Annotated in this window: 26 protein-coding genes; 17 read left to right on the top strand and 9 right to left on the bottom strand. The window is 66.6% G+C overall.

Annotated features, from left to right (window positions below; translation table 11 throughout):
- Nucleotides 1–21: 21 nt before the first annotated feature.
- The 3 genes from RCO38_RS04025 to RCO38_RS04035 all read right to left on the bottom strand — a co-directional run bounded on the left by RCO38_RS04025 (nucleotide 22) and on the right by RCO38_RS04035 (nucleotide 3228).
- Nucleotides 22–1248: a M20 aminoacylase family protein gene (locus tag RCO38_RS04025; RefSeq protein ID WP_308326995.1), complete on the bottom strand. Its 1227-nt coding sequence runs from the start codon at nucleotides 1246–1248 to the stop codon at nucleotides 22–24.
- Nucleotides 1248–2228, bottom strand: a complete 981-nt coding sequence (locus RCO38_RS04030) for an ABC transporter permease (RefSeq protein WP_308326996.1) — start codon at nucleotides 2226–2228, stop codon at nucleotides 1248–1250. Before RCO38_RS04030 ends, RCO38_RS04025 begins: the two co-directional genes overlap by 1 nt.
- 142 nt (nucleotides 2229–2370) lie before the next feature.
- A complete protein-coding gene (locus RCO38_RS04035; protein WP_308326997.1) occupies nucleotides 2371–3228 on the bottom strand; it encodes a DUF3047 domain-containing protein in 858 nt (285 codons plus the stop codon).
- A gap of 135 nt (nucleotides 3229–3363) precedes the next feature.
- On the opposite strand from RCO38_RS04035, the gene RCO38_RS04040 reads away from it, so the two are divergent.
- Nucleotides 3364–3699: a ComEA family DNA-binding protein gene (locus tag RCO38_RS04040; RefSeq protein WP_308326998.1), complete on the top strand. Its 336-nt coding sequence runs from the start codon at nucleotides 3364–3366 to the stop codon at nucleotides 3697–3699.
- A gap of 79 nt (nucleotides 3700–3778) precedes the next feature.
- On the opposite strand, the gene RCO38_RS04045 is transcribed toward RCO38_RS04040, so the two are convergent.
- Both RCO38_RS04045 and RCO38_RS04050 read right to left on the bottom strand, forming a co-directional pair.
- Nucleotides 3779–4696: a porin gene (locus tag RCO38_RS04045; protein WP_308326999.1), complete on the bottom strand. Its 918-nt coding sequence runs from the start codon at nucleotides 4694–4696 to the stop codon at nucleotides 3779–3781.
- Between the two features lie 237 nt (nucleotides 4697–4933).
- Complete coding sequence (locus RCO38_RS04050) at nucleotides 4934–6043, bottom strand: porin (RefSeq protein ID WP_308327000.1); 1110 nt, start codon at nucleotides 6041–6043, stop codon at nucleotides 4934–4936.
- Nucleotides 6044–6153: 110 nt separating this feature from the next.
- On the opposite strand from RCO38_RS04050, the gene coq7 reads away from it, so the two are divergent.
- The gene (gene coq7 / locus RCO38_RS04055; protein ID WP_308327001.1) at nucleotides 6154–6792 is read left to right on the top strand and encodes a 2-polyprenyl-3-methyl-6-methoxy-1,4-benzoquinone monooxygenase; all 639 of its coding nucleotides are present in this window, start codon (nucleotides 6154–6156) and stop codon (nucleotides 6790–6792) included.
- An 18-nt stretch (nucleotides 6793–6810) separates the two neighbouring features.
- On the opposite strand, the gene RCO38_RS04060 is transcribed toward coq7, so the two are convergent.
- Complete coding sequence (locus RCO38_RS04060; protein ID WP_308327002.1) at nucleotides 6811–7260, bottom strand: OsmC family protein; 450 nt, start codon at nucleotides 7258–7260, stop codon at nucleotides 6811–6813.
- Between the two features lie 229 nt (nucleotides 7261–7489).
- On the opposite strand from RCO38_RS04060, the gene ilvA reads away from it, so the two are divergent.
- Both ilvA and RCO38_RS04070 read left to right on the top strand, forming a co-directional pair.
- A complete protein-coding gene (ilvA, locus tag RCO38_RS04065) occupies nucleotides 7490–9094 on the top strand; it encodes a threonine ammonia-lyase, biosynthetic (protein WP_308327323.1) in 1605 nt (534 codons plus the stop codon).
- Between the two features lie 8 nt (nucleotides 9095–9102).
- Nucleotides 9103–10188: a nicotinate-nucleotide--dimethylbenzimidazole phosphoribosyltransferase gene (locus RCO38_RS04070; protein WP_308327004.1), complete on the top strand. Its 1086-nt coding sequence runs from the start codon at nucleotides 9103–9105 to the stop codon at nucleotides 10186–10188.
- 22 nt (nucleotides 10189–10210) lie between these two features.
- Here the strand turns inward: RCO38_RS04070 and RCO38_RS04075 are convergent, their stop codons facing one another.
- From RCO38_RS04075 to RCO38_RS04085, 3 genes are read right to left on the bottom strand one after another with little or no spacing between them, the layout of a single operon-like run.
- On the bottom strand, nucleotides 10211–10876 hold the full coding sequence (locus RCO38_RS04075) for a 3'-5' exonuclease (RefSeq protein ID WP_308327006.1): 666 nt from the start codon (nucleotides 10874–10876) through the stop codon (nucleotides 10211–10213).
- Entirely contained in the window at nucleotides 10873–12774 is a 1902-nt protein-coding gene (locus RCO38_RS04080; protein ID WP_308327007.1) for a DUF294 nucleotidyltransferase-like domain-containing protein, read from the bottom strand. Before RCO38_RS04080 ends, RCO38_RS04075 begins: the two co-directional genes overlap by 4 nt.
- On the bottom strand, nucleotides 12771–13217 hold the full coding sequence (locus tag RCO38_RS04085) for a type II secretion system protein N (RefSeq protein WP_308327008.1): 447 nt from the start codon (nucleotides 13215–13217) through the stop codon (nucleotides 12771–12773). Before RCO38_RS04085 ends, RCO38_RS04080 begins: the two co-directional genes overlap by 4 nt.
- An 83-nt stretch (nucleotides 13218–13300) precedes the next feature.
- Between RCO38_RS04085 and gspG the strand changes: the two genes are divergently transcribed.
- The 13 genes from gspG (at nucleotide 13301) to RCO38_RS04150 (ending at nucleotide 25598) form a co-directional block, all read left to right on the top strand.
- Nucleotides 13301–13744: a type II secretion system major pseudopilin GspG gene (gspG, locus tag RCO38_RS04090; RefSeq protein ID WP_308327324.1), complete on the top strand. Its 444-nt coding sequence runs from the start codon at nucleotides 13301–13303 to the stop codon at nucleotides 13742–13744.
- Complete coding sequence (locus tag RCO38_RS04095) at nucleotides 13741–14202, top strand: prepilin-type N-terminal cleavage/methylation domain-containing protein (RefSeq protein WP_308327009.1); 462 nt, start codon at nucleotides 13741–13743, stop codon at nucleotides 14200–14202. Before gspG ends, RCO38_RS04095 begins: the two co-directional genes overlap by 4 nt.
- Nucleotides 14199–14570: a type II secretion system minor pseudopilin GspI gene (gene gspI, locus RCO38_RS04100; RefSeq protein ID WP_308327010.1), complete on the top strand. Its 372-nt coding sequence runs from the start codon at nucleotides 14199–14201 to the stop codon at nucleotides 14568–14570. The genes RCO38_RS04095 and gspI overlap by 4 nt, the downstream gene beginning before the upstream one ends.
- Nucleotides 14570–15271 (top strand): PulJ/GspJ family protein, encoded by a 702-nt coding sequence (locus RCO38_RS04105; protein WP_308327011.1) that lies wholly within the window; start codon nucleotides 14570–14572, stop codon nucleotides 15269–15271. Before gspI ends, RCO38_RS04105 begins: the two co-directional genes overlap by 1 nt.
- Entirely contained in the window at nucleotides 15271–16257 is a 987-nt protein-coding gene (gspK, locus tag RCO38_RS04110) for a type II secretion system minor pseudopilin GspK (RefSeq protein ID WP_308327012.1), read from the top strand. The genes RCO38_RS04105 and gspK overlap by 1 nt, the downstream gene beginning before the upstream one ends.
- Nucleotides 16258–16342: 85 nt before the next feature.
- Nucleotides 16343–17686 carry a type II secretion system protein GspL gene (gene gspL, locus RCO38_RS04115; RefSeq protein WP_308327013.1) on the top strand — a complete coding sequence of 448 codons (1344 nt, stop codon included), beginning with the start codon at nucleotides 16343–16345 and terminating at the stop codon, nucleotides 17684–17686.
- Nucleotides 17686–18222 (top strand): type II secretion system protein GspM, encoded by a 537-nt coding sequence (gspM, locus tag RCO38_RS04120; RefSeq protein WP_308327014.1) that lies wholly within the window; start codon nucleotides 17686–17688, stop codon nucleotides 18220–18222. The genes gspL and gspM overlap by 1 nt, the downstream gene beginning before the upstream one ends.
- Complete coding sequence (gene gspN / locus RCO38_RS04125; protein ID WP_308327015.1) at nucleotides 18219–19019, top strand: type II secretion system protein N; 801 nt, start codon at nucleotides 18219–18221, stop codon at nucleotides 19017–19019. The genes gspM and gspN overlap by 4 nt, the downstream gene beginning before the upstream one ends.
- Nucleotides 19020–19053: 34 nt before the next feature.
- The gene (gene gspD, locus RCO38_RS04130; RefSeq protein ID WP_308327016.1) at nucleotides 19054–21216 is read left to right on the top strand and encodes a type II secretion system secretin GspD; all 2163 of its coding nucleotides are present in this window, start codon (nucleotides 19054–19056) and stop codon (nucleotides 21214–21216) included.
- 10 nt (nucleotides 21217–21226) lie between these two features.
- Nucleotides 21227–22669, top strand: a complete 1443-nt coding sequence (gene gspE / locus RCO38_RS04135) for a type II secretion system ATPase GspE (RefSeq protein ID WP_308327017.1) — start codon at nucleotides 21227–21229, stop codon at nucleotides 22667–22669.
- Between the two features lie 8 nt (nucleotides 22670–22677).
- Nucleotides 22678–23907 (top strand): type II secretion system inner membrane protein GspF, encoded by a 1230-nt coding sequence (gene gspF / locus RCO38_RS04140; RefSeq protein ID WP_308327018.1) that lies wholly within the window; start codon nucleotides 22678–22680, stop codon nucleotides 23905–23907.
- A 7-nt stretch (nucleotides 23908–23914) separates the two neighbouring features.
- Entirely contained in the window at nucleotides 23915–24811 is an 897-nt protein-coding gene (locus tag RCO38_RS04145) for a 5'-nucleotidase (protein ID WP_308327019.1), read from the top strand.
- A 64-nt stretch (nucleotides 24812–24875) separates the two neighbouring features.
- Complete coding sequence (locus RCO38_RS04150) at nucleotides 24876–25598, top strand: class I SAM-dependent methyltransferase (RefSeq protein ID WP_308327020.1); 723 nt, start codon at nucleotides 24876–24878, stop codon at nucleotides 25596–25598.
- The last annotated feature ends 27 nt before the right edge of the window (nucleotides 25599–25625 follow it).

Here is a 25625-nt window from a genome sequence, read left to right on the forward strand (position 1 = left end):
CCTGGTCGGTTGGATGAAAGCTCAAAGCGGGTCGTCGGACAGGGGCATGCCCTGTTCAATCAGGCCGGCGTGGAGGGCCGCGCCCAGTGGCAGCACCTCGTCGTTGAAATCGTAGCGGCTGTTGTGCAGGAAGCAGCTGCCTTCCCCGCCCTGCCCCAGCCGCAGGTAGGCTCCCGGCTTGACCTGCAGCATGAAGGAAAAGTCTTCCGCCCCCATGCTAGGGTCCATTTCCGCGTCCACATGCTCGTCGCCCACCAGATCGCGCGCCACGTGGGCGGCGAACCGGGCCTCGTCCGGTGTGTTGAGGGTCGCGGGATAGATGCGCTCGTACCGCACGTGCGCGGAAGCGCCCAGGCCCAGCGCCACGCCGGAGCACACCTCGTTCAGCCGGCGCTCGACCAGCGACTGGATCTCGGGGCTGAAGGTGCGGACCGTGCCGACCATCGTGGCCTTGCCAGGCACCACGCTGAAGGCCCCGGGATCGCCCGCCTGCATCGAACACAGGCTGATGACCGCGTTGTCGATCGCCCTGACATTGCGCGAGACGATGCTCTGCACCGCCGTGATGATATGGGCCGAGACCAGCACCGGGTCCACCGTGAGGTAGGGGTGCGCACCGTGTCCGCCCTTGCCGGTGACCTCGATGGTGATGCGGTCGGCCGCGGCCATCATCGGCCCGGGGTTCACGCCCACTGTGCCCGGTCGCATCTGAGGCCAGTTGTGCATGGCGTAGACCGACTGCACCGGGAAGCGCTCGAACAGCCCGTCCTCGATCATGGCCTTGGCACCGGCAAAGCCTTCCTCGCCGGGCTGGAAGATCAGCACAGCCGTGCCGTCGAAGCGCCGGGTCTCGGCCAGGTAGCGCGCCGCACCGATCAGCATGGTGGTGTGCCCGTCGTGGCCGCAGCCGTGCATCAGGCCTGCCCGGGTCGATTTCCAGGCGAAATCGTTGAGTTCGTTCATGGGCAGGGCGTCCATGTCGGCACGCAGGCCGATCATCCGCCCGCTGTCCCGGCGGCGCCCGTGGATCAGCGCCACCACGCCCGTCTTGCCAATCTGCGTGTGGATCTCGTCCACACCGCAGACCTTCAGGGACTCGACCACCCGCCGGGCGGTGTAGTGTTCCTCGAAACCGAGTTCCGGGTGGGCGTGCAGCTCGCGGCGCAGCGCCGTCAGTTCGGGGTGCAAGGCGGCGATGTGGGCGAACGCCCGGCCATGAGCGCGGATGCGGGAGGTGTGGGACATCATCAGTGGGCTCCGGCCCTTTCAATGCGCAGGCGAGGGTCGACCGCAAAGTAGAGCAGGTCGACCACCAGGTTGATCACGACGAAGATCAGCGCGATCAGACAGAGATAGGCCGCCATCACGGGAACATCGGCGAAGGTCACGGCCTGGATGAACAGCAGGCCCATGCCCGGCCACTGGAACACCGTCTCGGTGATGATGGCAAACGCGATCAGTCCCCCGAGCTGCAGACCGGTGATGGTCATCACCGGCACCAGCGTGTTCTTCAGCGCATGACCGAAATGCACCGCACGGTTGCTCAGGCCGCGGGCACGAGCGAACTTGATGTAGTCGGTGCGCAGCACCTCCAGCATCTCCGCCCGGACCAGTCGCATGATCATCGTGAGCTGGAAAATCGCCAGGGTCAGCGCGGGCAGCACGATATGGTGCCATCCCTTGGCGGTGAGCAGCCCGCTGCTCCACCATCCCAGCTGCATCACGTCGCCGCGGCCGAAGCTCGGAAACCACCCCAGGTTCACCGCAAACACCAGGATCAGCAGGATGCCGATCAGGAAGGTGGGCAGCGACACACCCAGCAACGACACCGTCATGAACACCTGGCTCACAAAGGTTCCCCGCTTCAGGGCGGCGTACACGCCCATCGGAATGCCCAGCAGCAAGGCCAGCACAGCGGCCACCACCGCCAGCTCCACCGTGGCCGGCAGCCGTTCGGCGATGAGACGCGACACCTTGGCCCCCTGGCGCAGGCTGATGCCGAATTCGCCTTGCGCCGCATTCACCAGGAAATGGCCGAACTGAACCACAACGGGCTGGTCCAGCCCGAGATCGGCACGCAGGCTCCTGATCTGCTCGGGCGTGGCGTCCTGCCCCAGCAGAAACACGACCGGGTCGCCCACGTACTGGAACAAAACGAAAGCGATGAAGGCCACGCTGACCATGACGAGCACCGCCTGGGCCATGCGTCGTAAAACAAATGCAAGCATGAATGACGGACGATCTGAGTCGCTTGGCAGAACACCGGCGCCCCTCAGGGACCACCGCAAAGGGCAAAACGACTTTGCAACAACTGTTCCAGCCCCCCAAGCGTGCTAACCCTAGGGGGCACTTGGGAGCATGCCACAAGCCTCAGCGGGCCGTCAGGGTCATGCTGCCGTACCAGGCGCGTAAGCTGGATTGGGTGTTGTCGGTGTCGGTCATGATCGCCACAGCCCGCAAAGGGCCAGGCTCCTCCCCGAACGCACGGATGAAATCCGCCCGGATATTCCTCTGATAGTCCCGCCAGTGACCGACCTGCTGCGCGCCGCTTTCCACCACCACCTTGCGGATGCGGTCGGTTCGTGCATTGACGATGACCGTCTCAGGCGCATGCTTGTTGGCCCAAACGTACATCAGCGTGGCATAGGGCAACTCTTCTCCCGTGAGCAGACGGCTCATTTCTGACATGCGGTGGTTGCGCCCTGTCCACTTGTTGCGGTCACCGTCAAACGACAGCAGAATCCGGACCGGCGCATCGTCTTTGCCCGCCTCACCCAGATGGGCGTCGTCAGGAAGACCATCGACCTTCCACGAAAACGCAATGTGGTCGACCTCCGGCAGCGTTTTGTCGAATCGCTTTCGCAGGATGCTGACCGAGCCGTCGGCGCTTACCGACAGTGCTGCGCGCCCAGGCCGCCTGTCCACCTCGAAGGCGGCGTAGCGTTTCCCGGGCAACAGAAACGGTTGCCAGTCATCCCCGCCGGGCGGAGTGATGAGCAGCTTATCGACCGCCGCGCGCCATTCTGCTGGTTGATGCGAGGCCGCCTCTCGGTTCGGCACACCGCGTGAAGCTCCCTCACCGCCTTCAAGCAACGGCGGCGCCTTTGCGGCGCAAGCCACGAGCACCGAGGCCAATGCACCCAACATGGCCGTGCCCAATGTGTTTGTCGTTGCGCCGCGCATCCATACCCCACAGACATTGTTTCTTGCGACAAAAAGTAACTGCATCCCAGTCTATCGCCTCTGCCTGCGCATACCCCGCACTGGGGAAGTCAAAAACCAGGGCATTCGATACATTTTTCGCCGTGGGTTCACCCAAGCGCCCACGCTCAACACAACTCGTTCACTTTTAAGGAGGAACCCATGTACAAAAAGCTGTTGTCCCTGTTCATCGCGGGATTTGCCGCCACGGCGTTTGCGGCCGTGGATGTCAACACCGCCAATCCCGCCGATCTGGACAGCATCAAGGGCATCGGCCCAGGCACCTCGACCAAGATTCTCGAAGTCCGCAAGAGTGGCAAGTTCAAGGACTGGGCAGACTTGATCGAACGCATGCCCGGCATTGGCGAAAAGCGGGCGGCCAAACTGTCCGCAGAAGGTCTAACGGTGAACGGCGAGGCCTTCAAGCCTGTCGCTGCCGCCAAGTCGCCGGTGGAAAAACCCGGCAAAGCGAGCGCAGCGCCCGTACCCAAGCAGTAAGTGCCCCAATAGAAAAAGCCACTTGGCAACGCCAAGTGGCTTTTCAACTTTCAGACTCAAGCGGCCAAGGCCGCCGTCATCAGAAGGTGTGCTTCAGACCGAAGCCATAGCGGGTGTCCGGGCCGGTGTTCTTGGTGTCCAGGAAACCGCCGTAAACGGTGGTGCGCTTGGACAGCGAGTAAGCAACACCCAGACCCAGGCCGGAAAGGCGCTCGGCACCGTCGGTCTTCGAGGAGGCGTAACCAGCGGACAGCACCAGGTTGGCACCCAGCGGCACGTCGGCGCCGAAGGACAGGTCGGTGGTCTTGACGCTACCGGCCTTCACGTTGCCGTAGCCAGCCAGCAGCTTGGCGGCACCCAGGTCGTAGGAACCGTTCACACGGGTGAACTTGGTGTCGCCAGTGGCGGTCTTGTCCACTTGGTAGCCGACACCAGCGTACACCGGGCCGCCTTCGTACTTGACGTGGAAAGCGTTGGACTGGTTGCCCGTACCTTCCTTCAGGTTGGTGCTGAAAGCGCCGCTCACGCCACCCATTGCAGGCGAAGCGTAGTAGATGCCGTTGGACGGGTTGGCTGCGTAGCCGGTGCTGGCCCAGACATTGGTCGGAGACAGGACAGAGTCGAACACCGGATTGGTGGCGCCAGAGATGTCGTCGTAAGCGGTCCACATACGGCCCAGCTTGAACTCACCGAAGCCACCGGACAGGCCAACATAGGCCTGGCGGTTGAACGAAGAACCTTCTTCGCCCTGCTTGCCGGTGTCGATCTTGAAGCCGTGCTCCAGCAGGAAGTTGGCCTTCAGGCCACCACCCAGATCTTCCGTGCCCTTGAAGCCCAGACGGCTACCGCTCACACCACCCGAGGTCAGAGCAGCGGGCACGCCCTTGTCCTTGTGCAGCACAGCGTCGGCAACGCCATAGACGCTGACCGAGGATTGGGCTTGGGCCACGCCGGCCACCGAACCCAGAACGGCAAGAGCAATCAGAGATTTCTTCATATCAACATCCTTTAATGCTGGGCTTTGCAGCCCGGTTGAGAAACTGACACTTCATGGTAGCGCGAGCCATCTCACACTTCGAGGGAAAACCCGTAAAAAGATAGCAAGCTGTGGGATTTTGGCGACATGCCGAGATCACCGACGCCGAAGGTCGCAGCTAAGAATAAAAAAAGCCTGTCTTGTTCCCAAGACAGGCCTTGATTTTTATTACATCAACCGGCGTGAGCCGGCGGACGATCAGAAGTTGTGGTGCAGGGTGAAGTCAGCACCGCCCACGTTCTTGCCAGCAGCGGTCTTGGCCTTGCTGTCACGACCATAGGTGACTTCCAGCGCAGTGCGCTTGCTCAGTGGGTAGTAGTAACCCAAGCCCAGCTTCTGGTTCGTGGTCGTGTCGGTGGCCTTGTTCTTGGCTTGAGCGACACCAACCAGCACCTTGCCGGGGCCGGCAGGGATCGTGGCACCCAGCAGCAGACCTTCGGTCTTGGCGCCGGCAGCGGTCTTGGCATTGCCCAGACCAAAGGCCAGCTTGGCGACACCCAGGTCATAGGTGACATATGCGTTGGTCAGCGTGCCGGGAACACCCTTCTCAGTACCAACACCCACATCCAGGGGGCCATTGGCGTAACCGACGGCCAAGCTGTTTTGGGCCTTGGCGGCACCTTCCTTCAGACCGGTCGACACAGCGACGTTCACGCCACTGAAGCTGCCGCTGTAGTGGATGATGTTGGCGGTGCGGATGTAGCCAGGCAGAGTGGAAGTCTGCATACCGATGCCACGCAGAGCGCCGGCACCGTCGCCACCGAAGGGATCAGGCTTGTTGTTGGCGCCCAGGAAGTTCGCGCCGTAGTAGCGACCCAGGCGAATTTCACCGAAGGAGCCAGCCAGACCAACCGTCGACATACCGTTCCAGAAAGTCGACGAGGCCGGGGTCACCACACCGGTCGTGGGGTTGGTGCCACCCGGGTTGTAGGTCGCATCCATACCGGTGTCGGGGCTGAAGCGGTGTTCGATCTGGAACTTGGCTTGCAGACCGCCGCCAAGGTCTTCTGCACCGCGGAAACCCAGACGCGAGCCGTGGATGTTGGTCATCTTCAGCGAATCGCCGTTCATCTTCTGCAGACCGGCTTCCACCTTGCCGTAAATCGTCACGGAGGACTGGGCGAATGCAACGCCGGTGGCAGCCACAGCGGCCAGAGCAATCAGGGTCTTTTTCATTGAGGGTATCTCCAAGGTTGATGAATGGGCCGGCGGTCTGAGCCCCCGAGCCAACCTCCGTTGCTGGAAGTAACCACATTGCACCAGAAGGACTTTGGGGGCGCAAAGCTTTCGGCCCTGTTTGTCGTTCATGGACAACAAGGAAAAGCCCTTCCTAGGGTGATCACTTAGAACATTAGCAATCAACTTCCTGCACTGCATCAGGCGACAATCAAATGAATAGCCCACTTGATCGCCTGCCTATGGATGCCCTGCTGATTGCCGCCGACTCGGCTTTGCGAACCCTGTTTGCCCGTCCCCGTTCAACCCGACCGTGCGGAACCTTGACGGAGCTTCCCGGCAGCCCGCTGAGTGCAGAAGACCAGGCACTGTCAGGGGCGCTGATGCGCGTGAACCACGTTGGCGAGGTCTGCGCCCAGGCGCTTTACACCGCTCAGGCCATGGCCGCTCGCATTAGCTCGAACCCGCGGCGGGAACAGCTCGCCCAGCAACTGGATGCCGCCGGTCGGGAAGAAACCGATCATCTGGCCTGGACCAGGGAGCGCCTGGACGAACTGGGTGCCCGCCAGTCCCTGCTGAACCCTTTCTGGTATGCAGGTGCGTTCGGGATAGGATGGCTCGCCGGACGGATGGGGCCTGGGGTGAGTCTCGGATTTGTGGTGGAAACGGAACGCCAGGTCGAGGACCACCTGGCCTCTCACATGGACCGTTTGCCTCCGGCAGACCGTGCGTCCCGGGCCATCGTGGCTCAGATGAAGGCCGATGAAGCCCGGCACGCACGTGAGGCGCAGCATGCGGGGGCGATGGAGCTTCCTTTGCCAGTCAAGGCTCTCATGAAGGCCGCAGCCAAGGTGATGACCACCGTGGCCCACCGGATCTGAACAGAGGGAGAAGTCTGCTCAGGCCTCCAGAAGATCAAAGCTGGTGCTGATCTCTGCGGTTTTCCCAAGCATGATGCTGGCGGAACAGTATTTTTCGTGACTCATGGCGATGGCGCGCTCGACGGCAGCAGCGGGGATGGCCCGGCCTGTCACGGTGAAGTGCATGTGAATCCGCGTGAACACCTTCGGATCGACGGCGGCACGCTCGGACGTCAGCTTCACACTGCAACCCAGCACATCATGGCGGCCCCGCTTGAGAATCAGGACCACATCGTAGGCCGTGCATCCTCCCGTTCCGGCCAGCACAGTTTCCATGGGCCGGGGTGCCAAATTCGCCCCGCCATTCTCCGGCTTGGCTGCGTCCGGCGCCCCATCCATGGCCAACACATGGCCACTGCCGGTTTCAGCGACAAATCCCATGTGGGAGCGGGTACCGGCGGCGCCGGTCCATGTCACGGTGCATTCCATAGGTGAGTCGGTTGTGAAAAATCTGACAGATCGAGAGTCAGCTCCCTAAAAGCTAGCAAAAACACGCTGAACCGTGTTGCGCCGCAACATTTCTCGATACAATAGCGTCATTGTATTGAAGGTTGTCTCCTCTGCCCTCTACGGGTGGATTCAAACCCGGACCGGTTCCACCAGTCCGGGTTTTTTTTCGTTGCACCGGCTCGCTATGATCGTTGGACCAGGACGAACAATGACCACACGATCCAACAAGAAAAGGGCTGCGGCACCGGCGCCGCGTCCCAGCACTCCGCTCAGTCCGTCGGACTATCTCACCAGAATCCTGAATGCGCGCGTCTACGACGTCGCGGTGGAGTCTGCGCTGGAGCCGGCGCGCAACCTCAGCCGCCGACTGCATAACAAGGTGCTTCTCAAGCGGGAGGACCAACAGCCCGTGTTCAGTTTCAAGCTGAGGGGCGCGTACAACAAAATGGCTCACCTCACGCCCGAGCAGCTTCGCAAGGGCGTGATTTGCGCGTCGGCCGGTAACCACGCGCAAGGCGTCGCGCTGGGCGCCCACAAGTTGGGCACGCGCGCAGTGATCGTCATGCCCACCACGACACCCCAGGTGAAGGTGGATGCCGTCCGCTCTTTTGGCGGAGAGGTGGTGCTCCACGGAGACAGCTACTCCGACGCCTACGGACACGCGGTGCACCTCCAGAAAAAAGAGGGTCTCACCTTTGTTCACCCGTTCGACGATCCGGACGTGATCGCAGGACAGGGCACGATCGCGATGGAGATTCTGCGGCAGCTGCAAAGCCTTGGATCGGACCACCTGGACGCCGTGTTCGTGGCGATCGGCGGAGGCGGCCTGATCTCCGGCGTTGCGAACTACATCAAGGCGGTGCGTCCCGAGATCAAGGTCGTAGGGGTGCAGACGGTCGACTCGGACGCGATGCTGAAGTCCGTCCAGGCAGGCGAGCGGGTCACACTGGGTGACGTCGGTCTCTTCGCCGATGGAACGGCGGTCAAGCTGGTGGGAGAAGAAACCTTCCGCATCGCCAGTGGCCTGGTGGACGAGTTCGTGGTGGTGGACACCGACGCGGTCTGTGCCGCCATCAAGGACGTCTTCGTCGACACGCGCAGCATTGTCGAACCGTCGGGCGCCATGGCCGTGGCCGCCATGAAGCAGTACGTGGCCAAGCACAAGACAAAGGGCGAGACCTACGCCGCCATTCTGTGTGGTGCCAACATGAACTTCGACCGTCTGCGTTTTGTGGCCGAACGGGCGGAAGTCGGCGAGGAACGCGAAGCACTGTTCGCGGTCACCATTCCCGAGGAGCGGGGCAGTTTCAAGCGCTTCCTGGAGTCGTTTGATGCGCTGCCTGGAGGTCCACGCAACATCACGGAATTCAACTACCGCATCGGTGACGCGAAGGTGGCCCACGTGTTCGTGGGCCTGACGACACAGGGACCGGGCGAATCGGCCAAGATCGCCAGCAACTTCCGCAAACGGGGGTTCGAATCGCTGGACCTCACACACGACGACCTGGCCAAGGAGCACATCCGGCACATGGTGGGCGGCCACTCGCCGCTGGCCCAGGACGAACGCCTGCTGCGTTTCGTGTTTCCGGAGCGGCCCGGCGCATTGCTGAAGTTTTTGAGCCTCATGCGCCCGGGCTGGAACATCAGTCTGTTTCACTACCGCAACCAGGGCGCCGACTACGGACGGATCCTGGTCGGGCTGCAGGTGCCACCGAAAGACGACAAGGTGTTTGCCAAGTTTCTGGGGACTTTGGGGTACCCCTGTGTGGAGGAAACCCACAATCCGGTGTACCGACTGTTTCTCAAGAGTTGAGCACACCCATGAAGCCAAGGCCCGCGTCCCTTCCTGACCCGTCACCGGACAAGGACGACAAGGCATCGCCCCCTTGGCCCCCGGTATCACCGACGGCGAACGCCCCGCTGGACCAGGCGGTGCTGCAGCGTCTGAGAGGTCCTTATGGACAGGAGCAGACTCTCGGACGACTGGAAGGACTGGCCATGCAGCTGGCCCGCATCCAGCACGCACCGGGCCAAGCACTCGAAAAGCTCCGGTTCGACGCCCCCCAGCTGGTGGTGTTTGCCGCTGACCACGGTCTCGCAGATGAAGGCGTCTCGAAATCGCCTCAGGACCTGACGCATCGATGCGCCTGCGAGTTGCTCGCAGGCAAGAGCCCTGCGGTTGCCCTGGCGTGGCACTCTGGATTCGACGTCTCTCTGGTGGATGCCGGTGTCGCCCGCCCTTTGCAGCTGCCCGAAGGCAGCGAGGCAGCGGTGCCCCTCCTGCTGCGCAAGATCGGCTATGGCACCCGCAATGCGGCCATGGTGCAGGCCATGTCGCCCGCGCAGGCTCGCTCCGCGATCCAGGCTGGCATGGACGTGGTGCGGCACCTGCCTGGCAATGTGGTGGCGCTGGGCAGCATCGGCGTCGCCGGTGAGGCCTCGGCGACGCTGCTGTTGTCCCGCCTTTGCGGGGTTCCATTGGCCGACGCCTCTGGGAAGGATCAGGAAGCGGACGAGGTGTTCGGGCAGCGCAAGCTGGAGCGGCTGTTTGTGGCCGCCAGCAGGCACCGCCGCGCTACCTCGGCCCAGGCGGCTCTCGCCGCGATGGGCGGGTTCGAGATTGCCATGATGTGTGGCGCAATGATCCAGGCCGCCAGCGAACGGCGGACGGTGCTGGTTGACGGCTTCGTGGCCGGAACGGCCGCACTGGTGGCGCGCGCCTTGGTCCCGGCAGTGGAGGACTATCTGGTGTTTGCCCACCGCGCAGCGGAGCCGGGACACCGGCTGCTGCTGATCCATCTTCAGGCCAGTCCGCTGCTGGACATGGAGTTGCGCAGTTCCGAAGGCGTCGGTGCGCTGCTGGCGTGGCCGCTGCTGCAGTCGGCCCAGCAGCTGCTGCAGCACTGACCCACGGCCGGTACGCGCTCTTTCAGCGCTCGGCCAGCCAGCGCCGGTGCCCGGCCAGCCGCTCGAGGTCGCGCCAGCGCCCTCCCTCCGGCGCGATGCGAGGCCACAGCCTGAGCAACAGTTCGGCCGTGGCCAGCGTGTCGGCCACCGCCTGGTGCCGCACCAGGCACCGGATGCCGAAATGATCCATCCAGTCGTCCAGCGACCGGGCACGCACCTCCGGGTGGGTCACGGCGCACAGGTCGGCCACGTCCAGCCAAGGGTTGCCCAGCCGGCGTCCGAGATGCTTGCGGCAATGCCTGTCGATCATGGTGTCGTCGAAGGCGCTGTGAAAAGCCAGCAGTGGCGCCTCGCCGACGAAGCCGGCGAAGGCCTGCAACGCCTCCGCGGGCGCCACGCCCTCGCGCTGGCGCTGCTCACCGATGCCGTGCAGCAGGATGTTGTCGCGTGCGGACACGGCCTCCTGTCGCAGCACCACCTCGAAGCTGTCGCCCAGCACGATCTCGGGTCGCGGGTCCGCAAGACCGATCTTCAGACCCACCGCGGCAATGGCCAGGAGCCGATCGTTGCGGGCATCCAGTCCGCTGGTCTCCACATCCACGACCACCCAGCGGCCCCCATCAGAAGTGACCTGTACATCTTCGGCGCCCCACCACGACCGCAGTGTTCCCAACAGTGTGGCGTTCATCGCTGGTAGTCGAGCTGCACCCGCTGCTGCAGGCTGCGCACCACCCGCAGCGTCTCCCGCAGGATGCGGCGGTCGATGTCGTTGAGCCCCCCGACCGCGATGCGGTTGGGGTTGTCGCCCACCGAGGTCCCGTCCAGCTGGGCGCGCAGGCGCAGCATCTGCAGAAACTCGAACCCGGCCACCCACGCCTGGTGCTCCCTTCCGGGGACGCCGAGTTTCGCTCCAGCGCCTTCGAACCGTTCCCGTGTCGAGGTCGCCGCGATGCCGTTGGCCAGCGCATACAGGCGGGCCACATCGACCAGGATCGCGGTGCCCTGCAGCTTGAGATCCAGCGTGTCAAGGCCATCCACCGGCGTGGTATCGATCTGCCCGCGCCAGTTCAACGGAGGGGCCTGCACCAGGCCGTTGACAGCGAGCTGGCGGACAAACCGCGGATTGGCCGCCGCGCGCTCGGTCACGAACCCGCGCAGACCTGCGGCCAGGCCCGCTTGTCCCGCCAGGGCGCGGAAGTCGAAATAGATGCTGGCATTGAGCAGATCCTGGGGCGCCCCCTGCTCGATCCACTGCACGAAGCGATGCCGCCACTCGGACAGGGTCAGACAGCAGTCGGGGTTGCCGGCCATGATGTCGCCCTTGCACAGCGGATAGCCGCAGGCGTCCAGCGCCTGGTTGATGTCCTGCGCCATGGCGAGCAACGCGTCCCGCTCGTCCGCGCCGACCTCGTCGGCAAGGATCAGCGCGTTGTCCTGGTCGGTGGCAATGGTCTGCTCACTCCGCCCCTCGGAGCCCAGGGCGATCCAGCAGAAACGCTGCGGGTCCAGCCGGTGTTCCTGGGCCTTGAGCACCACCAGCCGGTTGGTCAGGAGGTCGTTGAGATGGCTGATCAGCTGGGTCAGCTGCAGCGCCTGCACCCCCTGTCCAAGCAAGTGTCGCGCGAACTCGCGGATGTCCCTGGCGGCCGACTGGAGCGCGGCGGTGTCGGATGCCTGGCGAATGCGCTCGCTGACCTGGTTCAGGCTCAGGCGCTGCAGGGCGTACAGATCGCGTTCGGACACGATACCGACCAGCCGCCCCTGCCGCGTCACGGGCACATGGCGAATGCCCTTGGCCGACATCAGCAAGGCCGCTTCCTGGGCACTGCGGTCGGACTCCAGCGTGTGGACCGGTCCCACCATGACCGCCGACATGGGCACGTCCAGCGACACACCCGCCAGCGCGACACGGTCGAGCACGTCGTGGCGCGTGAGGATGCCGACCGGGTGCTGTTCTTCGTCCACCACCAGCATCGACCCGATGCGCAAGCGGTGCATGCTCTCCAGCGCCTGGCGCAACGGCGTGTCGGGAGCGCAGCTCACAGGCGTCTGGCGGCACAGCCGCTCCAGCGGCGTTTCCATCGACTGCTCGGCCAGCACGCGCGAGGCGTAGGCCGACTGCAGCGCCGCACGGGAAAGCTCCAGGAAGCGCATCACACGCCGGTTCAGGAAGTCCCCGAACACCGGACTGAGCTGCGCCAGGGACTGCATCCGCGCGGCCGGCAGGCGCAGCACGAAGGTGTCTTCGGTGGCCAGGTAGGCGGTGCTTGTGGCGCGCTGCGCGAGCACCGCGCTGATGGGGAACAGGTCTCCGGCCTCGTATTCGAACGCCCCGCCTGCCACATCGGAGAGGCCGCGCTTGCCCACCACCGTGCCGCGGCGGATGAAGAACAGTTCACCGGCGGGTCCATCCTCCGGCCTCACCAGCGCCTCGCCCGGTGCGAAGTAGGCCTGTCGAGAAGCCTCCACGAAGGCCCGGACGTGGGCCACTTCCATCTCGTCAAACGGGGGAAACCGGACCAGTTCCGCCGCCAGCTGGTCCAGCAGAGAGGCGGACGGGCTGGGGGTGGACAGGGCCTGGTTCACCGGGACTCCACAGGCTCCGGGAGGCTCAACTCCAGTGCCGCGGGGTCTCCGGCGGCGGTCCCCAGGCGGACCACTCGAGGCCCGACCGAGAGCAGCCGCAGCTCACCATCGACCACCCCGCCCACCAGCACGGGGCGTGGCGGCTGGCCGTCGACGGAGATCAGCGCGGCGCCGCTCTGGCCCGGCTGGCTCGCCAGCCCCAGAAGCCTGAAACGGGAGGACAGGGGCGGAGCGACCGGAGCGGCCGCCTGCGCCTCGGGCACAGCACCCAGAACGCGTGAGACACCGGCCGCGTCCGACTGGATGGGAGGGGTGCCGAGGGCGCTCATCGGGACCAGCTGTCCCCGGCCCCACAGCTGCAACATCCAGTAACCCGACAGCAGCGCCACCAGCAGCCAGAGCAGGCCGGCCGCAAGGCTTGCAAGGGGGGGTGTCTTGAGCATGAACACATTATCATCCACCTTCTTCGGCGCACCGCGCCGCGTGTTCCCGGGAGCCTGTCTTGAAATCCGCCTCTGTCACTCCGATGCCCACCTCCGGTCCATTGCCTGCGCGCGGTCGGCGCCTGCGCGGCTTCACGCTGATCGAGCTGATGGTGGTTCTGGTCATCATCGGCGTGCTGGCCGCCCTGATCGTGCCCAACGTTCTCAACCGCGCCGACGATGCGCGCGTGACCGCTGCCCGGACGGACGTCAACAACCTCATGCAGGCGCTCAAGCTGTACAAGCTGGACAACCAGCGCTTCCCCACCGGCGCACAGGGCCTCACCGCGCTGGTGGCCCGGCCGACCGCGGCCCCTGTGCCGCCCAACTGGCGTCCCTACCTCGACAAGCTCCCGGCCGACCCCTGGAACCAGCCCTACCAGTACGTGAACCCCGGTGTGCACGGTGAGGTGGACGTGCTGTCGCTGGGCGCCGATGGGCAACCCGGCGGCGAGGGCAAGGACGCCGACATCGGCAGCTGGCAGTGAACACCCGCACACGCGGCTTCACACTGCTGGAGCTGCTGGTGGTGGTGTCCATCATTGCGCTGGCCACCGCCGGCGTGAGCCTCTCCTTGCGTGACAGCGATTCCACGGCGTTGGAGAACGAGTCGCTCAGACTGGCGGCGTTGCTCGAATCGGCGCGGGCCCAGTCGCGCACCAGCGGTGTGCCGGTGCGCTGGAAAAACACCGGTGTGGGCTTTGAATTCCAGGGCATCACCTCGCGCGCCAGGTCGGCCGACTCGCTGGCCCGGCCGCGCAGCTGGCTCCACCCGGAGACACGGGCCCGCGTGGTCCAGCCCCCCGGCGCCGAGGAACTCCTGCTGGGCCCCGAACCGCTGATCGCGGCCCAGCGCATCGAACTGGCCAGGGGCGAGCAGCGGCTGGTGCTGGGGACGGATGGCCTTGCACCCTTCGCCGTGATCGCCGAGCCGTCCACACCATGAACCGGCTCAGCCGCGGCTTCACGCTGATCGAGATTCTCGTGGCCCTGGCCGTGGTGGCGGTTGCGCTGGCCGCCGGCTCCCAGGCGACCTCCGCGCTCACGCGGGCTGCCGCCCGCCAGAGCGATCAGTGGCTGGCTCAGCTGTGCGCCGAAAACGAGCTGATCCGGCTGCGCCTGCTGCGACAACTGCCGGACGTCGGCGAAAGTACCAGCGAGTGCCCCCAGGCAGGCCGCACGCTGGCGGTGAGGCTGTCGGTGCAACCCACACCCAACCCGAACTTCCGGCGCGTCGATGCGATCGTGGAGGGCGCGGTCGACGGCAATGGGGTCCGGCTGCTGAGCCTCTCGACCGTGATGGGACGGTACTGATGCGCGGCGCACCGGTCCGACCTGGACGCGACCACGGCTTCACCCTGGTCGAACTGCTGGTGGCGCTGGCAGTGATGTCCATGCTGGCCATGCTGAGCTGGCGTTCGATCGACGCCATGCAGCGGACCCAGGCCCTGACCCAGGCGCGCGCCGACGAACTGCTGCGCTTGCAGGCGGCGCTGGGCCAGTGGGCCGCCGACCTGGATGCTCTGGTGGACACCAAGGAACTCAGCCCGCTGGCATTCGACGGCCGGGTGCTGCGCCTGACCCGGCGGGACGCAGCCGAGAGCGCGCTGCGCAGCGATGGCATCCGCGTCGTGGCCTGGGCACGCCTGCAGTCCCGCGGTGCGGTCGGCACCCAGTGGATGCGCTGGCAGTCCGGTCCGATCAAGCGCCGGGACGAACTGGCCGACGCATGGGACCGGGCCGCGGCATGGATCGATTCCCCCGCCGAGATCGATCCCCGCGACACCCAGGTCACCCTCGCGGCGATCGACCAGTGGCAACTGTTCTATCACCGCGGGGAGACCTGGGGCAATCCGCAGTCCTCCGTTGGCAACGAGAACACCGGCATCACCCTGGGGGGCGACGACGAGATTCCCAACGGCGTGCGCCTGGTGCTGACGCTGTCGGCCGGGCGGGGTCTCTCCGGCAAGGTGTCCAGCGACTGGGTGCGTCCATCCCTCCTGGCAGGCCGCTGATGAAGACGCCGCGCACGTCATCCAGTGAACGGGGAGCGGCCCTGCTGCTGGCCATGCTCACCGTCACCCTGGTGGCCACCCTGGCCTCGGCGGCTCTCTGGCAGCAGTGGCGCTCCTCCGAAGTCGAGGCGGCCGAACGGCAGCGCCTGCAAGCGGGCTGGATCCTCGTGGGCGCCCTCGACTGGGCGCGCCTGATCCTGCGCGAAGACGGGCGCGCCAACCGCACCAGCGGTGCCGCCGACCACCTGGGCGAACCCTGGGCGACCCCGCTGGAAGAAGCCCGGCTGTCGTCCTTCCTGGCCGCCGACAAGAACAACAGCGCGGACGACCTGATGCCCGCTTTCCTGTCCGGAGAAATCAAGGACGCCCAGTCCAAGCTGAACTTCGGCAACCTCGTCAGGGTGAGCCGGACGGACTCGCAGTCGAAGGTGGAACTGTCTTCCACCGACGTGGCGATGTTCGAGCGGCTGTTCACCCTGCTGAACCTTCCCAAGCCCGAACTCGAAGCGGCGACGGCCAACCTGCTGAAAACCACCGAGCGGGCCCTCAACGACCCCGAGCCCTCCTCTTCGCCACTGACGCCGCAACGCTTCGCCCAGCTGGCCTGGCTGGGTCTGAGTCCGTCGACGCTGCAAGCCCTGCGGCCCCACGTCACGGTCCTGCCGGAGCGCACACTGCTCAATCTGAACACCGTCACGCCGGAGGTGCTCAGCGCCAGCATCCCGGGCCTGGACCTGGCGCTGGCCCAGCAGGTGGTGTCCCTGCGGGCCAACACGCCGTTCACCAGAGCAGAGGATGCCATCAAGCTCATACCGGGCGCGACCCCGCAGTCGGTCGGCAACCAGCGCCACGATGTGCGCAGCCGGTTTTTCGAGGTGAACATCCGCCTGCGGCTGGACGACACCGTGATCGAAGAGCGCGCCCTGGTTCAGCGCGACGGTCTGAGAACACGGGTGCACTGGCGCGAACGGGTGACGCCATCATGAGCACGGACTTCATCCGGCGGCACCGCCCCATCCCTAAAATAGTCCTCCGCCCAGTACCCACGGGGCATCGCAGCCCCTCCTTCACGTGCTGATCCTCACACCGACCAACTTCAGCGCCGGCATGCCCACATCGACATCGGTGCTGGACTGGGTGCTTTCTCCCAACGGACAGGTCGCGTCGGACCACGGCGGCTGCGCGCTGGCGCTGCTCCCGGCCGACGACGACGTCGTGCTGGTGCTGCCGCCACGGCTCGTGTCCTGGCACCGGCTGGCCCTGCCCAAGGTGGCCAGCGCGCGCGTGAGAGCCGCCCTGGACGGGATGCTCGAAGACCGCCTGCTCAACGATCCGGCGGAGCTGCATCTGGCCCTGGAGCCGGGCAGCCGTCCCGGGCAGACGCTCTGGGTGGCGGCCTGCAACAAGGCCTGGCTGATGGCCTGGCTCCAGGCCCTCGAGGCCGCCGGCCGCCCGGTCTCGCGCATCGTGCCGGCGCTCTGGCCCACCTCGGCGGGTGGCTCGGAGGGTGGCGAAACCGTGCACTGGGCGCACGACGAAGGCAACCGTGTCTGGCTGTCCACCGCCAGCCCGCTGGGGGTGCGCAGCATTCCCCTGCGTGAAAACGGTTCGAGCACCTTCGGCGCCACCAGCCGGTTCGGTGCCGACAGCCGGTTCGGTGCCGACAGCAGTTTCGGCCCGGCCAGCACCTTCGGGGACTCCGGTTTCGGCAGCCTCGGGTCTTCAACCGGCCGCGGCCCCGAGCACACGCTTACCGCCGCGTCCGACCCGGCCACCACGAGCTGGTACGCGGACCCGTCGATCACGGCACTGGCCGAACAGGTGTGCAACCAGCGCTTCGACCTCATGCCGCCGGCGGACTGGCTGCTGCGCTGCGCCCAGTCCGATTGGAACCTCGCTCAGTTCGATCTGCGGCTGTCCAGCGGCGCGCGGCGCACGCAGCGCATGCGGCAGGGCTGGCGCCAGCTGGCAGTCGCTCCCGCATGGAAGCCGGCGCGCTGGGCCCTGGCGGCTCTCGTGCTGACCACGCTCGCCGGTGTGAATGCGCTGGCCTGGAAAGAGCGCTCGGTCCTGCAGGCCAAGCAGCAGGCCATCCGGCAGACCCTGCAGACCACCTTCCCCGATGTCGGCCTGGTGCTGGACGCCCCGGTCCAGATGCAGCGCGAGCTCACCCGCCTGCAGCAGGCCAGCGGCACCCTGTCGCCGCAGGACCTGGAGGGCATGCTCGCCTTCATCGCCGCCACGGAACCCGGCGCCTCACTGGCCAGCATCAACTTCCTGACCGGCGAGGCCCGGCTGGGCATCGGAGGGCTGCCCGAGGACCGCCTGATGGCGCTGCAGCAAGCCATGGCGGCCCGGGGCTGGCAGGTCAGCTCGGATTCGGGCATGTTGAACGTCCAGGCCAAGGGTCCCTGATGTCTGCCAAACGATCCATTCCCGTTTCTTCCGCCTTCTCCCGTGTGGGCCAGCGCCTCGGCGCGTCCCTGCAGGGCCTGCCTCCCCGCCAGCAGAAGGCGGTGCGCCTCGCAGCCTGGGTGGTGGGCCTGGCACTCCTGTGGTGGGTGGCGCTGGCGCCGGCCGTCTCCACGCTGCGGCAGGCACGCGCCCAACACGCCGAGCTGGACAAATCCCTGGGGCAGATGCAGGAGCTGGCGGCCAGCGCGGAGATCATCCGCACCCAGAACGCCACCCCCGTCCCGGCCCCGGAAGTGGCCCGGCGGTCGCTGGAACAGGCCACCAGCGGCCTGGGAGCCGGCGCCCAGCTCGCGCAGCAGGGTGACCGTGTCACGGTCACCCTGCGCGAGATTCCGGCGGCGGCCCTGGCCCAGTGGCTCCAACAGGTCCGGGTCAACGCCCGCGTCGTGCCGGTGCAGGTGCAGCTCCAGCGCAGCGGCAACCCCGCTTCATGGACAGGACAGGTGGTGCTCGCCGGTCCGGGACTCGGCCCATGATGGAACACCGCAAGCCTGCTGCCGCCCGCTGGGCCTGGCTGGGGGCCATCGCCGGGTCCGTGCTCGCCCTCGTGGTGTTTGCCCCCGCGCTCTGGGTGGGCATCCTGCTCTCGCATCTGAGCAACGGCTCGGTGCAGCTTCTCAACACCGGTGGCACGGTGTGGAGCGGGCGCGGCGATGTGCTTCTGAGTGGCGGCGAGGGCAGCCGGGGGCAGACGGCGCTGCCACACGGTCTGCGCTGGACGCTCCGCCCCGGGTGGTCGCAGGGTCCGGTTCTGCGCATCACCCTGGCCTCCCCCTGCTGCACCGCACAACCGATGTCCCTCGCCTTGCGACCGGGGCTGGCCGGTGCCCAGGTGCAGGTCGACGCCTTCAGCAGCCGCTGGCCGGCTGCCGTGCTGGTCGGCCTGGGCACCCCCTGGAACACCCTGCGCATGGACGGCCAGCTGCGGGTGCAGTCGCCCGGTTTCTCCCTGGCCCTGACCGGCAGGCGCGCCCGCCTGGACGGGCTGCTGGTGGTGGAGGCCCACAACCTCGCCACGCGCGTGTCGACCCTGCGCCCTCTGGGCAGCTACCGCGTCGAGTTCCGCTCGACCGGGGACGGCGACAACGCGGCACTGAAGCTGGCCACCCTCAAGGGTGGCCTGCTGCTCGATGGCGATGGTCAGTGGTCGGGCGGACGCCTGCGTTTCCGGGGCGTGGCATCGGCGGCCCCCGGCCAGGAGTCGGCGCTGGCCAACCTGCTGAGCATCATTGGCCGCCGCGATGGCGCCCGTACCCTGTTGACGTTTGGTTAACAGCCAGAGCGAGACTTCGCGATAGGATCAACAGATGAAATCGACCCATTCCCCTGCCGTGCTGGCACTGGCGCTCGCCGTGCTGACCGGCACCCTGGCCGCCCCGACCGCATGGGCCCAGTCCAAGCGCGCCGCCGAGCCGGTCGTGCTCAATTTCGTCGGGGCCGAAATCGAGGCCGTGGCCCGCACCATGGCCACCATCACCGGACGCAATGTGGTGGTGGACCCTCGGGTCAAGGGCACCGTCAATCTCTCGACCGACCGGCCGGTGGCCCCCATCGTGGCCCTCAACCAGTTTGCCGCCGCGCTGCGCCTGCAAGGCTTCTCCCTCATCGAAACCGGTGGGCTCTACAAGATCGTGCCGGAGGCCGATGCCAAGCTGCAGAGCAACACCGTCAGCGCCGGCCCGGTCAGCCAGCTGCCCGCCAGCAACCAGATCGTCACCCAGATCTTCCGGCTCAACCACGAATCGGCCAACAACCTGGTGCCTGTGCTGCGCCCGCTGATCGGCCCCAACAACACCATCAACGTCAACCCGGGCAACAACTCGCTGATCATCACCGACTACGCCGACAACCTGCAGCGCATCGGACGCATCATCGCGTCGCTGGATGTCTCCGGCGCCACCGACGTGGAGGTGATCCCGCTGCAGCACGCCCTGGCGGCCGACCTGGCCCCCATGGTGCTCCGGCTGATCGAGCCGGGCAGCACGGGTGGTGTGGCCGCCGCCGCCGGACAGGCGGGGGACACCTCCTACAAGACCACCCTGATCGCCGAACCGCGCAGCAACAGCCTCGTGCTGCGGGCCGCCAATCCGGCGCGGCTGGCATTGGCCCGGTCCCTGGTGGCCCAGCTGGACCGCCCCAGCAGCGCCGATGCAGCAGGCAACATCCATGTCGTCTATCTGAAGAATGCCGACGCCGTCAATCTGGCTGCCACGCTGCGGGCCGCCATGGCCGGCGAAGGCAGCAGCGGAGTGGCGGGCGGTTCGACCGGCGTCACGACCGTGCGGAACACCACCGGGGGCATGACCCAGACGCCCGGCACCGCCGCCACCAGCCCGGCCACCACACCGGTGACGGCCAGCGCAGGCCCGTCGACGGGCGGCCAGATCCAGGCCGACCCGGCGACCAATGCGCTGATCATCACCGCCCCCGAGCCGCAATACCGGCAGCTGCGCGCCGTGATCGACCAGCTCGACTCTCGCCGCGCGCAGGTCTACGTGGAGAGCCTGATCGCCGAGGTCAATGCCGACAAGGCGGCCGAGTTCGGCATCCAGTGGCAGGGTCCTCTGGGCAATCTCGGCGAAAACACGGTGGGGCTGCTGGGCACCAACTTCGGTACCGGTGGCAACAACATCCTGACCAACCTGCTGCCCATCGCCCAGGCCGACACCACCAAAATCCAGGCGCCGGGCACGGGTCTGAACTTCGGCATGGCCTCGCGCCGCAACGGCATCTACCTGCTGGGTTTCCTGGCGCGCTTCCTGCAGCAGAACGGCGACGGCAACATCCTGTCCACGCCCAACCTGCTGACACTGGACAACGAAGAAGCCAAGATCGTGATCGGCCAGAACGTGCCCTTCGTGACCGGCCAGTTCACCAACACCGGCGCCGGCAACGGCAACAACGGCTCGGTCAATCCGTTCCAGACCATCGAGCGCAAGGACGTGGGACTGACCTTGCGCGTCAAGCCGCAGATCAGCGAGAACGGCACCATCAAGATGACCATCTTCCAGGAGGTCAGCAGCGTGCAGGCCTCGTCGGTCAACTCCACCACCGGTCTCATCACCAACAAGCGCACCATCGAATCGACCGTGCTGGTCGACGATGGCGGCATCGTGGTGCTGGGTGGGCTGCTGCAGGACGAATACTCCGGCAACCAGGAAAAGGTGCCCGGCCTGGGCGACATCCCGCTGCTGGGCAACCTGTTCAAGAGCGAAAACCGCAGCCGCAAGAAAACCAACCTGATGGTGTTCCTGCGCCCGGTGGTGCTGCGTGATGCGCGCACCACCAACAGCTTCTCGCTCGACCGCTACGAGTTGATGCGGTCGGTGCAGAAGGACTCGCAGCCGGCCAGCAGCGGCACGGTCCCCGTGAACGTGGCGCCGGTGATGCCTCCGCAGCGCGCTGCCGACAGCGCCCCCGCTGCCGCGCCCACGGCCGCGCCGCCGCAGCCAGCGACCCCGACGAACTGATGCAGCCCCGATGAAACACCCGCTGCCCTACGCATTCGCTCGTGAGCACCTCTGGCTGCTGGAAGAGGAGGACGGGCGGCTGACTCTGCGGGGCAGTTCCAGCGCCGCCGGGGACCAGGAGACGCAGACGCGCCGGCTGTCGGCGCTGTCGGAGATCTTGCGCTGCCACGACGTGGAGGAACTGCAGTGGGAGCCCGGCGAGCTGCTGGCGCAGCGCATCAGCGCCGCCTACGCGCAGGGCGAGTCCAGCGCCGCGGCGGTGGTCAGCGAGGTGCAGAGCGATGCCGACCTCAGCCGCATGATGCAGGAGCTGCCGGCCATCGAAGACTTGCTGGAAACCGCCGACGACGCGCCCATCATCCGCATGCTCAACGCGCTGCTCACGCAGGCCGCGCGCGATGGCGCCAGCGACATCCACATCGAGCCCTTCGAACGCCATTCGAGCGTGCGCTTCCGCGTCGACGGCACGCTGCGCGAGGTGGTGCAGCCCAACCGCGCACTGCACGCCGCACTGATCTCGCGCCTGAAGATCATGGCGGAGCTGGACATCTCCGAGAAGCGCCTGCCGCAGGATGGCCGCATCTCGCTGCGCATCGGCACGCGCGCGGTCGACGTGCGTGTCTCCACGCTGCCCAGCGCCCACGGCGAGCGCGCGGTGCTGCGCCTGCTGGACAAGAGCGAGAGCCGCCTCAACCTGGAGGCCGTCGGCATGCAGGGCGACGTGCTCGAACGCTTCGAGAAGCTGATCCACCAGCCGCACGGCATCATCCTCGTGACCGGACCGACCGGCTCGGGAAAAACCACCACGCTGTACGCCGCGCTGCAGCGGCTGGACGCGACGCAGCAGAACATCATGACGGTCGAGGACCCGATCGAGTACGAGCTGCCCGGCATCGGCCAGACCCAGGTCAACGCCAAGATCGAGCTCGACTTCGCGCGCGCGCTGCGCGCCATCCTCCGCCAGGACCCGGACGTGGTCATGATCGGCGAGATCCGCGATTTCGAAACCGCGCAGATCGCGATCCAGGCCTCGCTCACCGGCCACCTGGTGCTGGCCACCCTCCACACCAACGACTCGGTGAGCGCCGTCACCCGACTGATCGACATGGGCGTCGAGCCCTTCCTGCTGAGCAGCTCGATGCTGGGCGTGCTGGCGCAGCGCCTGGTGCGCAAGCTCTGCCCGAAGTGCAAGCGCCAGGACGCCAGCGGTCGCTGGCAGCCGGTCGGTTGTGCACACTGCAACCAATCAGGCTACAAGGGCCGCACCGGCATCTACGAACTGCTGGTGACCGGCGACAAGATCCGCTCGCTCATCCACAACCGCGCCGCCGAAAGCAAGATCTTCGTGGCGGCCGAAGCCGCGGGCCTGCGCACCATGCGCGCCGACGGCCAGCGTCTGATCGACGAAGGCATCACATCGGAAGCCGAAGTCCTGAGCGTCACCCGAGACTGAGCTCTCTCATGCCCGCCTACTCCTTCGAAGCGCTGAACGCGCAGGGTGCGACACAGAAAGGCCTGATCGACGCCGACACCGCCAAGGCGGCGCGGAGCATGCTGCGGGGCCGGGGTCTGGTGCCGCTGGCCGTGGAGCCGGCGGTGTCGTCCCACAGCGGCGGCCGCGGCAGCGGGCTGAACATGACGCTCTGGGGCGGTCGGGTCTTCAACGCCACCACGCTGGCCGTCTGGACCCGCCAGCTCGCCGGGCTGGTGTCTTCGGGCCTGCCGCTGGAGCGTGCGCTTTCGGCGCTGGCGGACGAGGCGGAAAAAGACGATCAGCGCCGCCTGGTCGCCAGCCTGCGCGCCGAGGTCAACGCCGGTGCGGCGTTCGCCACCGCGCTGGGCCAGCACCCGCGCGAGTTCTCACCCATCTACACCGGCGTCATCGCGGCCGGCGAACAGAGCGGGCAGCTGGGCACCGTGCTGGAAAGCCTGGCCGACGACCTGGAAACCCGCGAAGCCCTCAAGAACAAGCTGGTCGGTGCCTCGCTGTACCCGGCCATCGTCACCGTGGTGGCGATCGTGATCGTGGTTTTCCTTGTGAGCTACGTGGTGCCCCAGGTGGCGGGCGTGTTCGCGGGCAGCAAGCGCGCCCTGCCCATCCTGACCGTGGTGATGCTGGCGATCAGCGACTTCGTGCGCAGCTACGGCTGGCTGATGCTGGGCCTGCTGGTGCTGGCCGGGATAGGGCTGGTCCTGGCCCGGCGCAACGAGGCGCTGCGGCTGCGCATGGACGCGGCCTGGCTGCGCCTGCCCCTGGTGGGGCGCCTGGCGCGCGGCTACAACGCGGCGCGTTTCGCCGCCACACTGGCCATGCTCGCCGCGGCGGGGGTGCCGATCCTGCGCGCGCTGCAGACCGCGGCAGAGACCCTGTCCAACCGATCGATGCGCGCCGACGCGCTGGACGCACTGGTGCTGGTGCGCGAGGGTGCGCCGCTGGCGTCGGCGCTGGCCAGCAAGAAGCGCTTCCCGCCACTGGTGGCCATGTTCGCGCGGCTGGGCGAGCAGACCGGCCAGCTGCCGGTGATGCTGCAGCGCGCCGCGGTCCAGCTCGGCGCCGAGGTGCAGCGCCGCGCCATGCACCTGGCCACCATCCTGGAGCCGCTGCTGATCGTGGCCATGGGAGTGGTCGTGATGCTGATCGTGCTGGCGGTGCTGATGCCCATCATCCAACTGAATCAACTCGTGAAGTGAGGCCACCATGCCGGTGACGCTGGATGGACAGCTGGTGGTCGCGATCTCCTCGCGCGCCCTGTTCGACTTCGAGGAAGAGAACCGCGTCTTCGAGACCGGCGACGACCGGGCCTACATGAAGCTGCAGCTGGACCGGCTGGAAGAGCCCGCCCAGCCGGGCGTGGCGTTTTCGCTGGTGAAGAAGCTGCTGGCCTTCAACGACAGCCTGGCCCAGCGGGTCGAGGTGGTGATCCTCTCTCGCAACGACCCGGTTTCGGGCATGCGCGTGTTCCGTTCGGCCCAGCACTACGGCCTGCCGATCCAGCGCGGCAGCTTCACGCGCGGCCAGCCGCCCTGGCGCTATCTGCGACCGCTGCGCGCCAACCTGTTCCTCTCCACCCACCTGGCCGATGTGCGCGACGCGCTCGGCGCCGGTGTGCCGGCCGCACAGGTGTATCCACTGTCCGTGCGCGCCAGCGACGCCCATCCGCACGAGGTGCGCATCGCCTTCGACGGCGACGCGGTGCTGTTCTCCGACGAGGCCGAGCGGGTGTTCCAGGCGCAGGGCCTCAACGCTTTCCAGCAACACGAACGCGACAAGGCCGCACAGCCTCTGCCCGGAGGCCCGTTCAAGCCCCTGCTCGAAGCCCTGCACCGCCTGCAGGCGGAGGGCACGAGCGCGATGCGCATCCGCACCGCCCTGGTCACGGCGCGTTCGGCACCGGCGCACGAACGCGCCATCCGCACCCTGATGGACTGGGGCATCGACGTGGACGAGGCCATGTTCCTCGGCGGCCTGCCCAAGGGACCGTTCCTGCGCGAGTTCGAACCCGATTTTTTCTTCGACGACCAGACCGGCCACATCGAGTCTGCCGCGCAACACGTGCCGGCGGGGCATGTGGCCAGCGGCGTGGCAAATCTATAGCATCCAGCCCCATCCCCGTGCTGCACGAGCATGTGAACCAACCCCGTCAAAGCGAACCCCTGCCATGGACCCGTCCGAACGCCTTGCCCACAACCAGTACCAGCGTCGCTATTTCGACCATGTGAGCCGGGCACGGCTGGCCCTGGGCGAAACCACCTACGTGAATGCCCATCTGGCCCGAATGCAGGCCGGTGTGCCGTTGCAACCGGGACAGACGGTGCTCGAGGTAGGCGCAGGACCGGGCAAGTTCACCCTGCCCCTGGCAGAACGCGGCTGGGACATCGTCGCCAACGACCTTTCCCCCGTGCTGCTGGACCAGCTGCGACAGGCGTCCGACCAGCGCGTGCGCACCGTGTGCGGGGACATCGCCGAGGTGTCCGAGCTGACCGACGAACGCTTTGACCACGCGGTTGGCTTTTTCGTCCTGCACCACCTGAAGGACTTCGACCGGGTGTTCAAGGGCCTGGCCAAAGCGCTCAAGCCCGGTGCCACCGTCTCGTTCTGCGAACCGGTCGGCTGGAATCCCCTGTACTACCTGCAGATCCTGCTGACACCGAGCATGCGCTTTGCCGGAGAACCCTCGCTCAGCGCCATGCGCCCTAGCGTGATCCTGCCGGCGCTGGCGCGCGCGGGTTTTGTCGACACCCGTGCCGTGGGCTATGGCTACTTTCCGCCCCAGCTGAAGAACCGCCCTTGGGGCGATCGGCTGGAGCAGTGGCTGGACCGTCGCGAGTGGGTGCCCTTTCCCCACGCGTTCCAGCACTTCAGCGCCCGCCTGCCCGGCTGACGGCCCCATGACGGCCATGGCCTGCCC

It is taken from the genome of Hydrogenophaga pseudoflava, from assembly GCF_031020795.1.
Classification (GTDB): domain Bacteria; phylum Pseudomonadota; class Gammaproteobacteria; order Burkholderiales; family Burkholderiaceae_C; genus Hydrogenophaga; species Hydrogenophaga pseudoflava_A.

What these genes read in the sequence shown, in the direction of transcription:
- ilvA (WP_308327323.1), top strand. Translation starts at nt 7,490, where the DNA reads ATGACCACACGATCCAACAAGAAAAGGGCTGCGGCACCGGCGCCGCGT.
- gspD (WP_308327016.1), top strand. Translation starts at nt 19,054, where the DNA reads ATGAAATCGACCCATTCCCCTGCCGTGCTGGCACTGGCGCTCGCCGTG.
- gspM (WP_308327014.1), top strand. Translation starts at nt 17,686, where the DNA reads ATGTCTGCCAAACGATCCATTCCCGTTTCTTCCGCCTTCTCCCGTGTG.
- RCO38_RS04035 (WP_308326997.1), bottom strand. Translation starts at nt 3,228, where the DNA reads ATGCAGTTACTTTTTGTCGCAAGAAACAATGTCTGTGGGGTATGGATG.
- RCO38_RS04145 (WP_308327019.1), top strand. Translation starts at nt 23,915, where the DNA reads ATGCCGGTGACGCTGGATGGACAGCTGGTGGTCGCGATCTCCTCGCGC.
- RCO38_RS04070 (WP_308327004.1), top strand. Translation starts at nt 9,103, where the DNA reads ATGAAGCCAAGGCCCGCGTCCCTTCCTGACCCGTCACCGGACAAGGAC.
- gspF (WP_308327018.1), top strand. Translation starts at nt 22,678, where the DNA reads ATGCCCGCCTACTCCTTCGAAGCGCTGAACGCGCAGGGTGCGACACAG.
- gspG (WP_308327324.1), top strand. Translation starts at nt 13,301, where the DNA reads ATGCCCACCTCCGGTCCATTGCCTGCGCGCGGTCGGCGCCTGCGCGGC.
- RCO38_RS04045 (WP_308326999.1), bottom strand. Translation starts at nt 4,696, where the DNA reads ATGAAGAAATCTCTGATTGCTCTTGCCGTTCTGGGTTCGGTGGCCGGC.
- gspI (WP_308327010.1), top strand. Translation starts at nt 14,199, where the DNA reads ATGAACCGGCTCAGCCGCGGCTTCACGCTGATCGAGATTCTCGTGGCC.
- gspK (WP_308327012.1), top strand. Translation starts at nt 15,271, where the DNA reads ATGAAGACGCCGCGCACGTCATCCAGTGAACGGGGAGCGGCCCTGCTG.
- RCO38_RS04085 (WP_308327008.1), bottom strand. Translation starts at nt 13,217, where the DNA reads ATGCTCAAGACACCCCCCCTTGCAAGCCTTGCGGCCGGCCTGCTCTGG.
- gspN (WP_308327015.1), top strand. Translation starts at nt 18,219, where the DNA reads ATGATGGAACACCGCAAGCCTGCTGCCGCCCGCTGGGCCTGGCTGGGG.
- RCO38_RS04030 (WP_308326996.1), bottom strand. Translation starts at nt 2,228, where the DNA reads ATGCTTGCATTTGTTTTACGACGCATGGCCCAGGCGGTGCTCGTCATG.
- RCO38_RS04150 (WP_308327020.1), top strand. Translation starts at nt 24,876, where the DNA reads ATGGACCCGTCCGAACGCCTTGCCCACAACCAGTACCAGCGTCGCTAT.
- RCO38_RS04075 (WP_308327006.1), bottom strand. Translation starts at nt 10,876, where the DNA reads ATGAACGCCACACTGTTGGGAACACTGCGGTCGTGGTGGGGCGCCGAA.
- gspE (WP_308327017.1), top strand. Translation starts at nt 21,227, where the DNA reads ATGAAACACCCGCTGCCCTACGCATTCGCTCGTGAGCACCTCTGGCTG.
- coq7 (WP_308327001.1), top strand. Translation starts at nt 6,154, where the DNA reads ATGGATGCCCTGCTGATTGCCGCCGACTCGGCTTTGCGAACCCTGTTT.
- RCO38_RS04040 (WP_308326998.1), top strand. Translation starts at nt 3,364, where the DNA reads ATGTACAAAAAGCTGTTGTCCCTGTTCATCGCGGGATTTGCCGCCACG.
- RCO38_RS04105 (WP_308327011.1), top strand. Translation starts at nt 14,570, where the DNA reads ATGCGCGGCGCACCGGTCCGACCTGGACGCGACCACGGCTTCACCCTG.
- RCO38_RS04050 (WP_308327000.1), bottom strand. Translation starts at nt 6,043, where the DNA reads ATGAACGACAAACAGGGCCGAAAGCTTTGCGCCCCCAAAGTCCTTCTG.
- RCO38_RS04060 (WP_308327002.1), bottom strand. Translation starts at nt 7,260, where the DNA reads ATGGAATGCACCGTGACATGGACCGGCGCCGCCGGTACCCGCTCCCAC.
- RCO38_RS04025 (WP_308326995.1), bottom strand. Translation starts at nt 1,248, where the DNA reads ATGATGTCCCACACCTCCCGCATCCGCGCTCATGGCCGGGCGTTCGCC.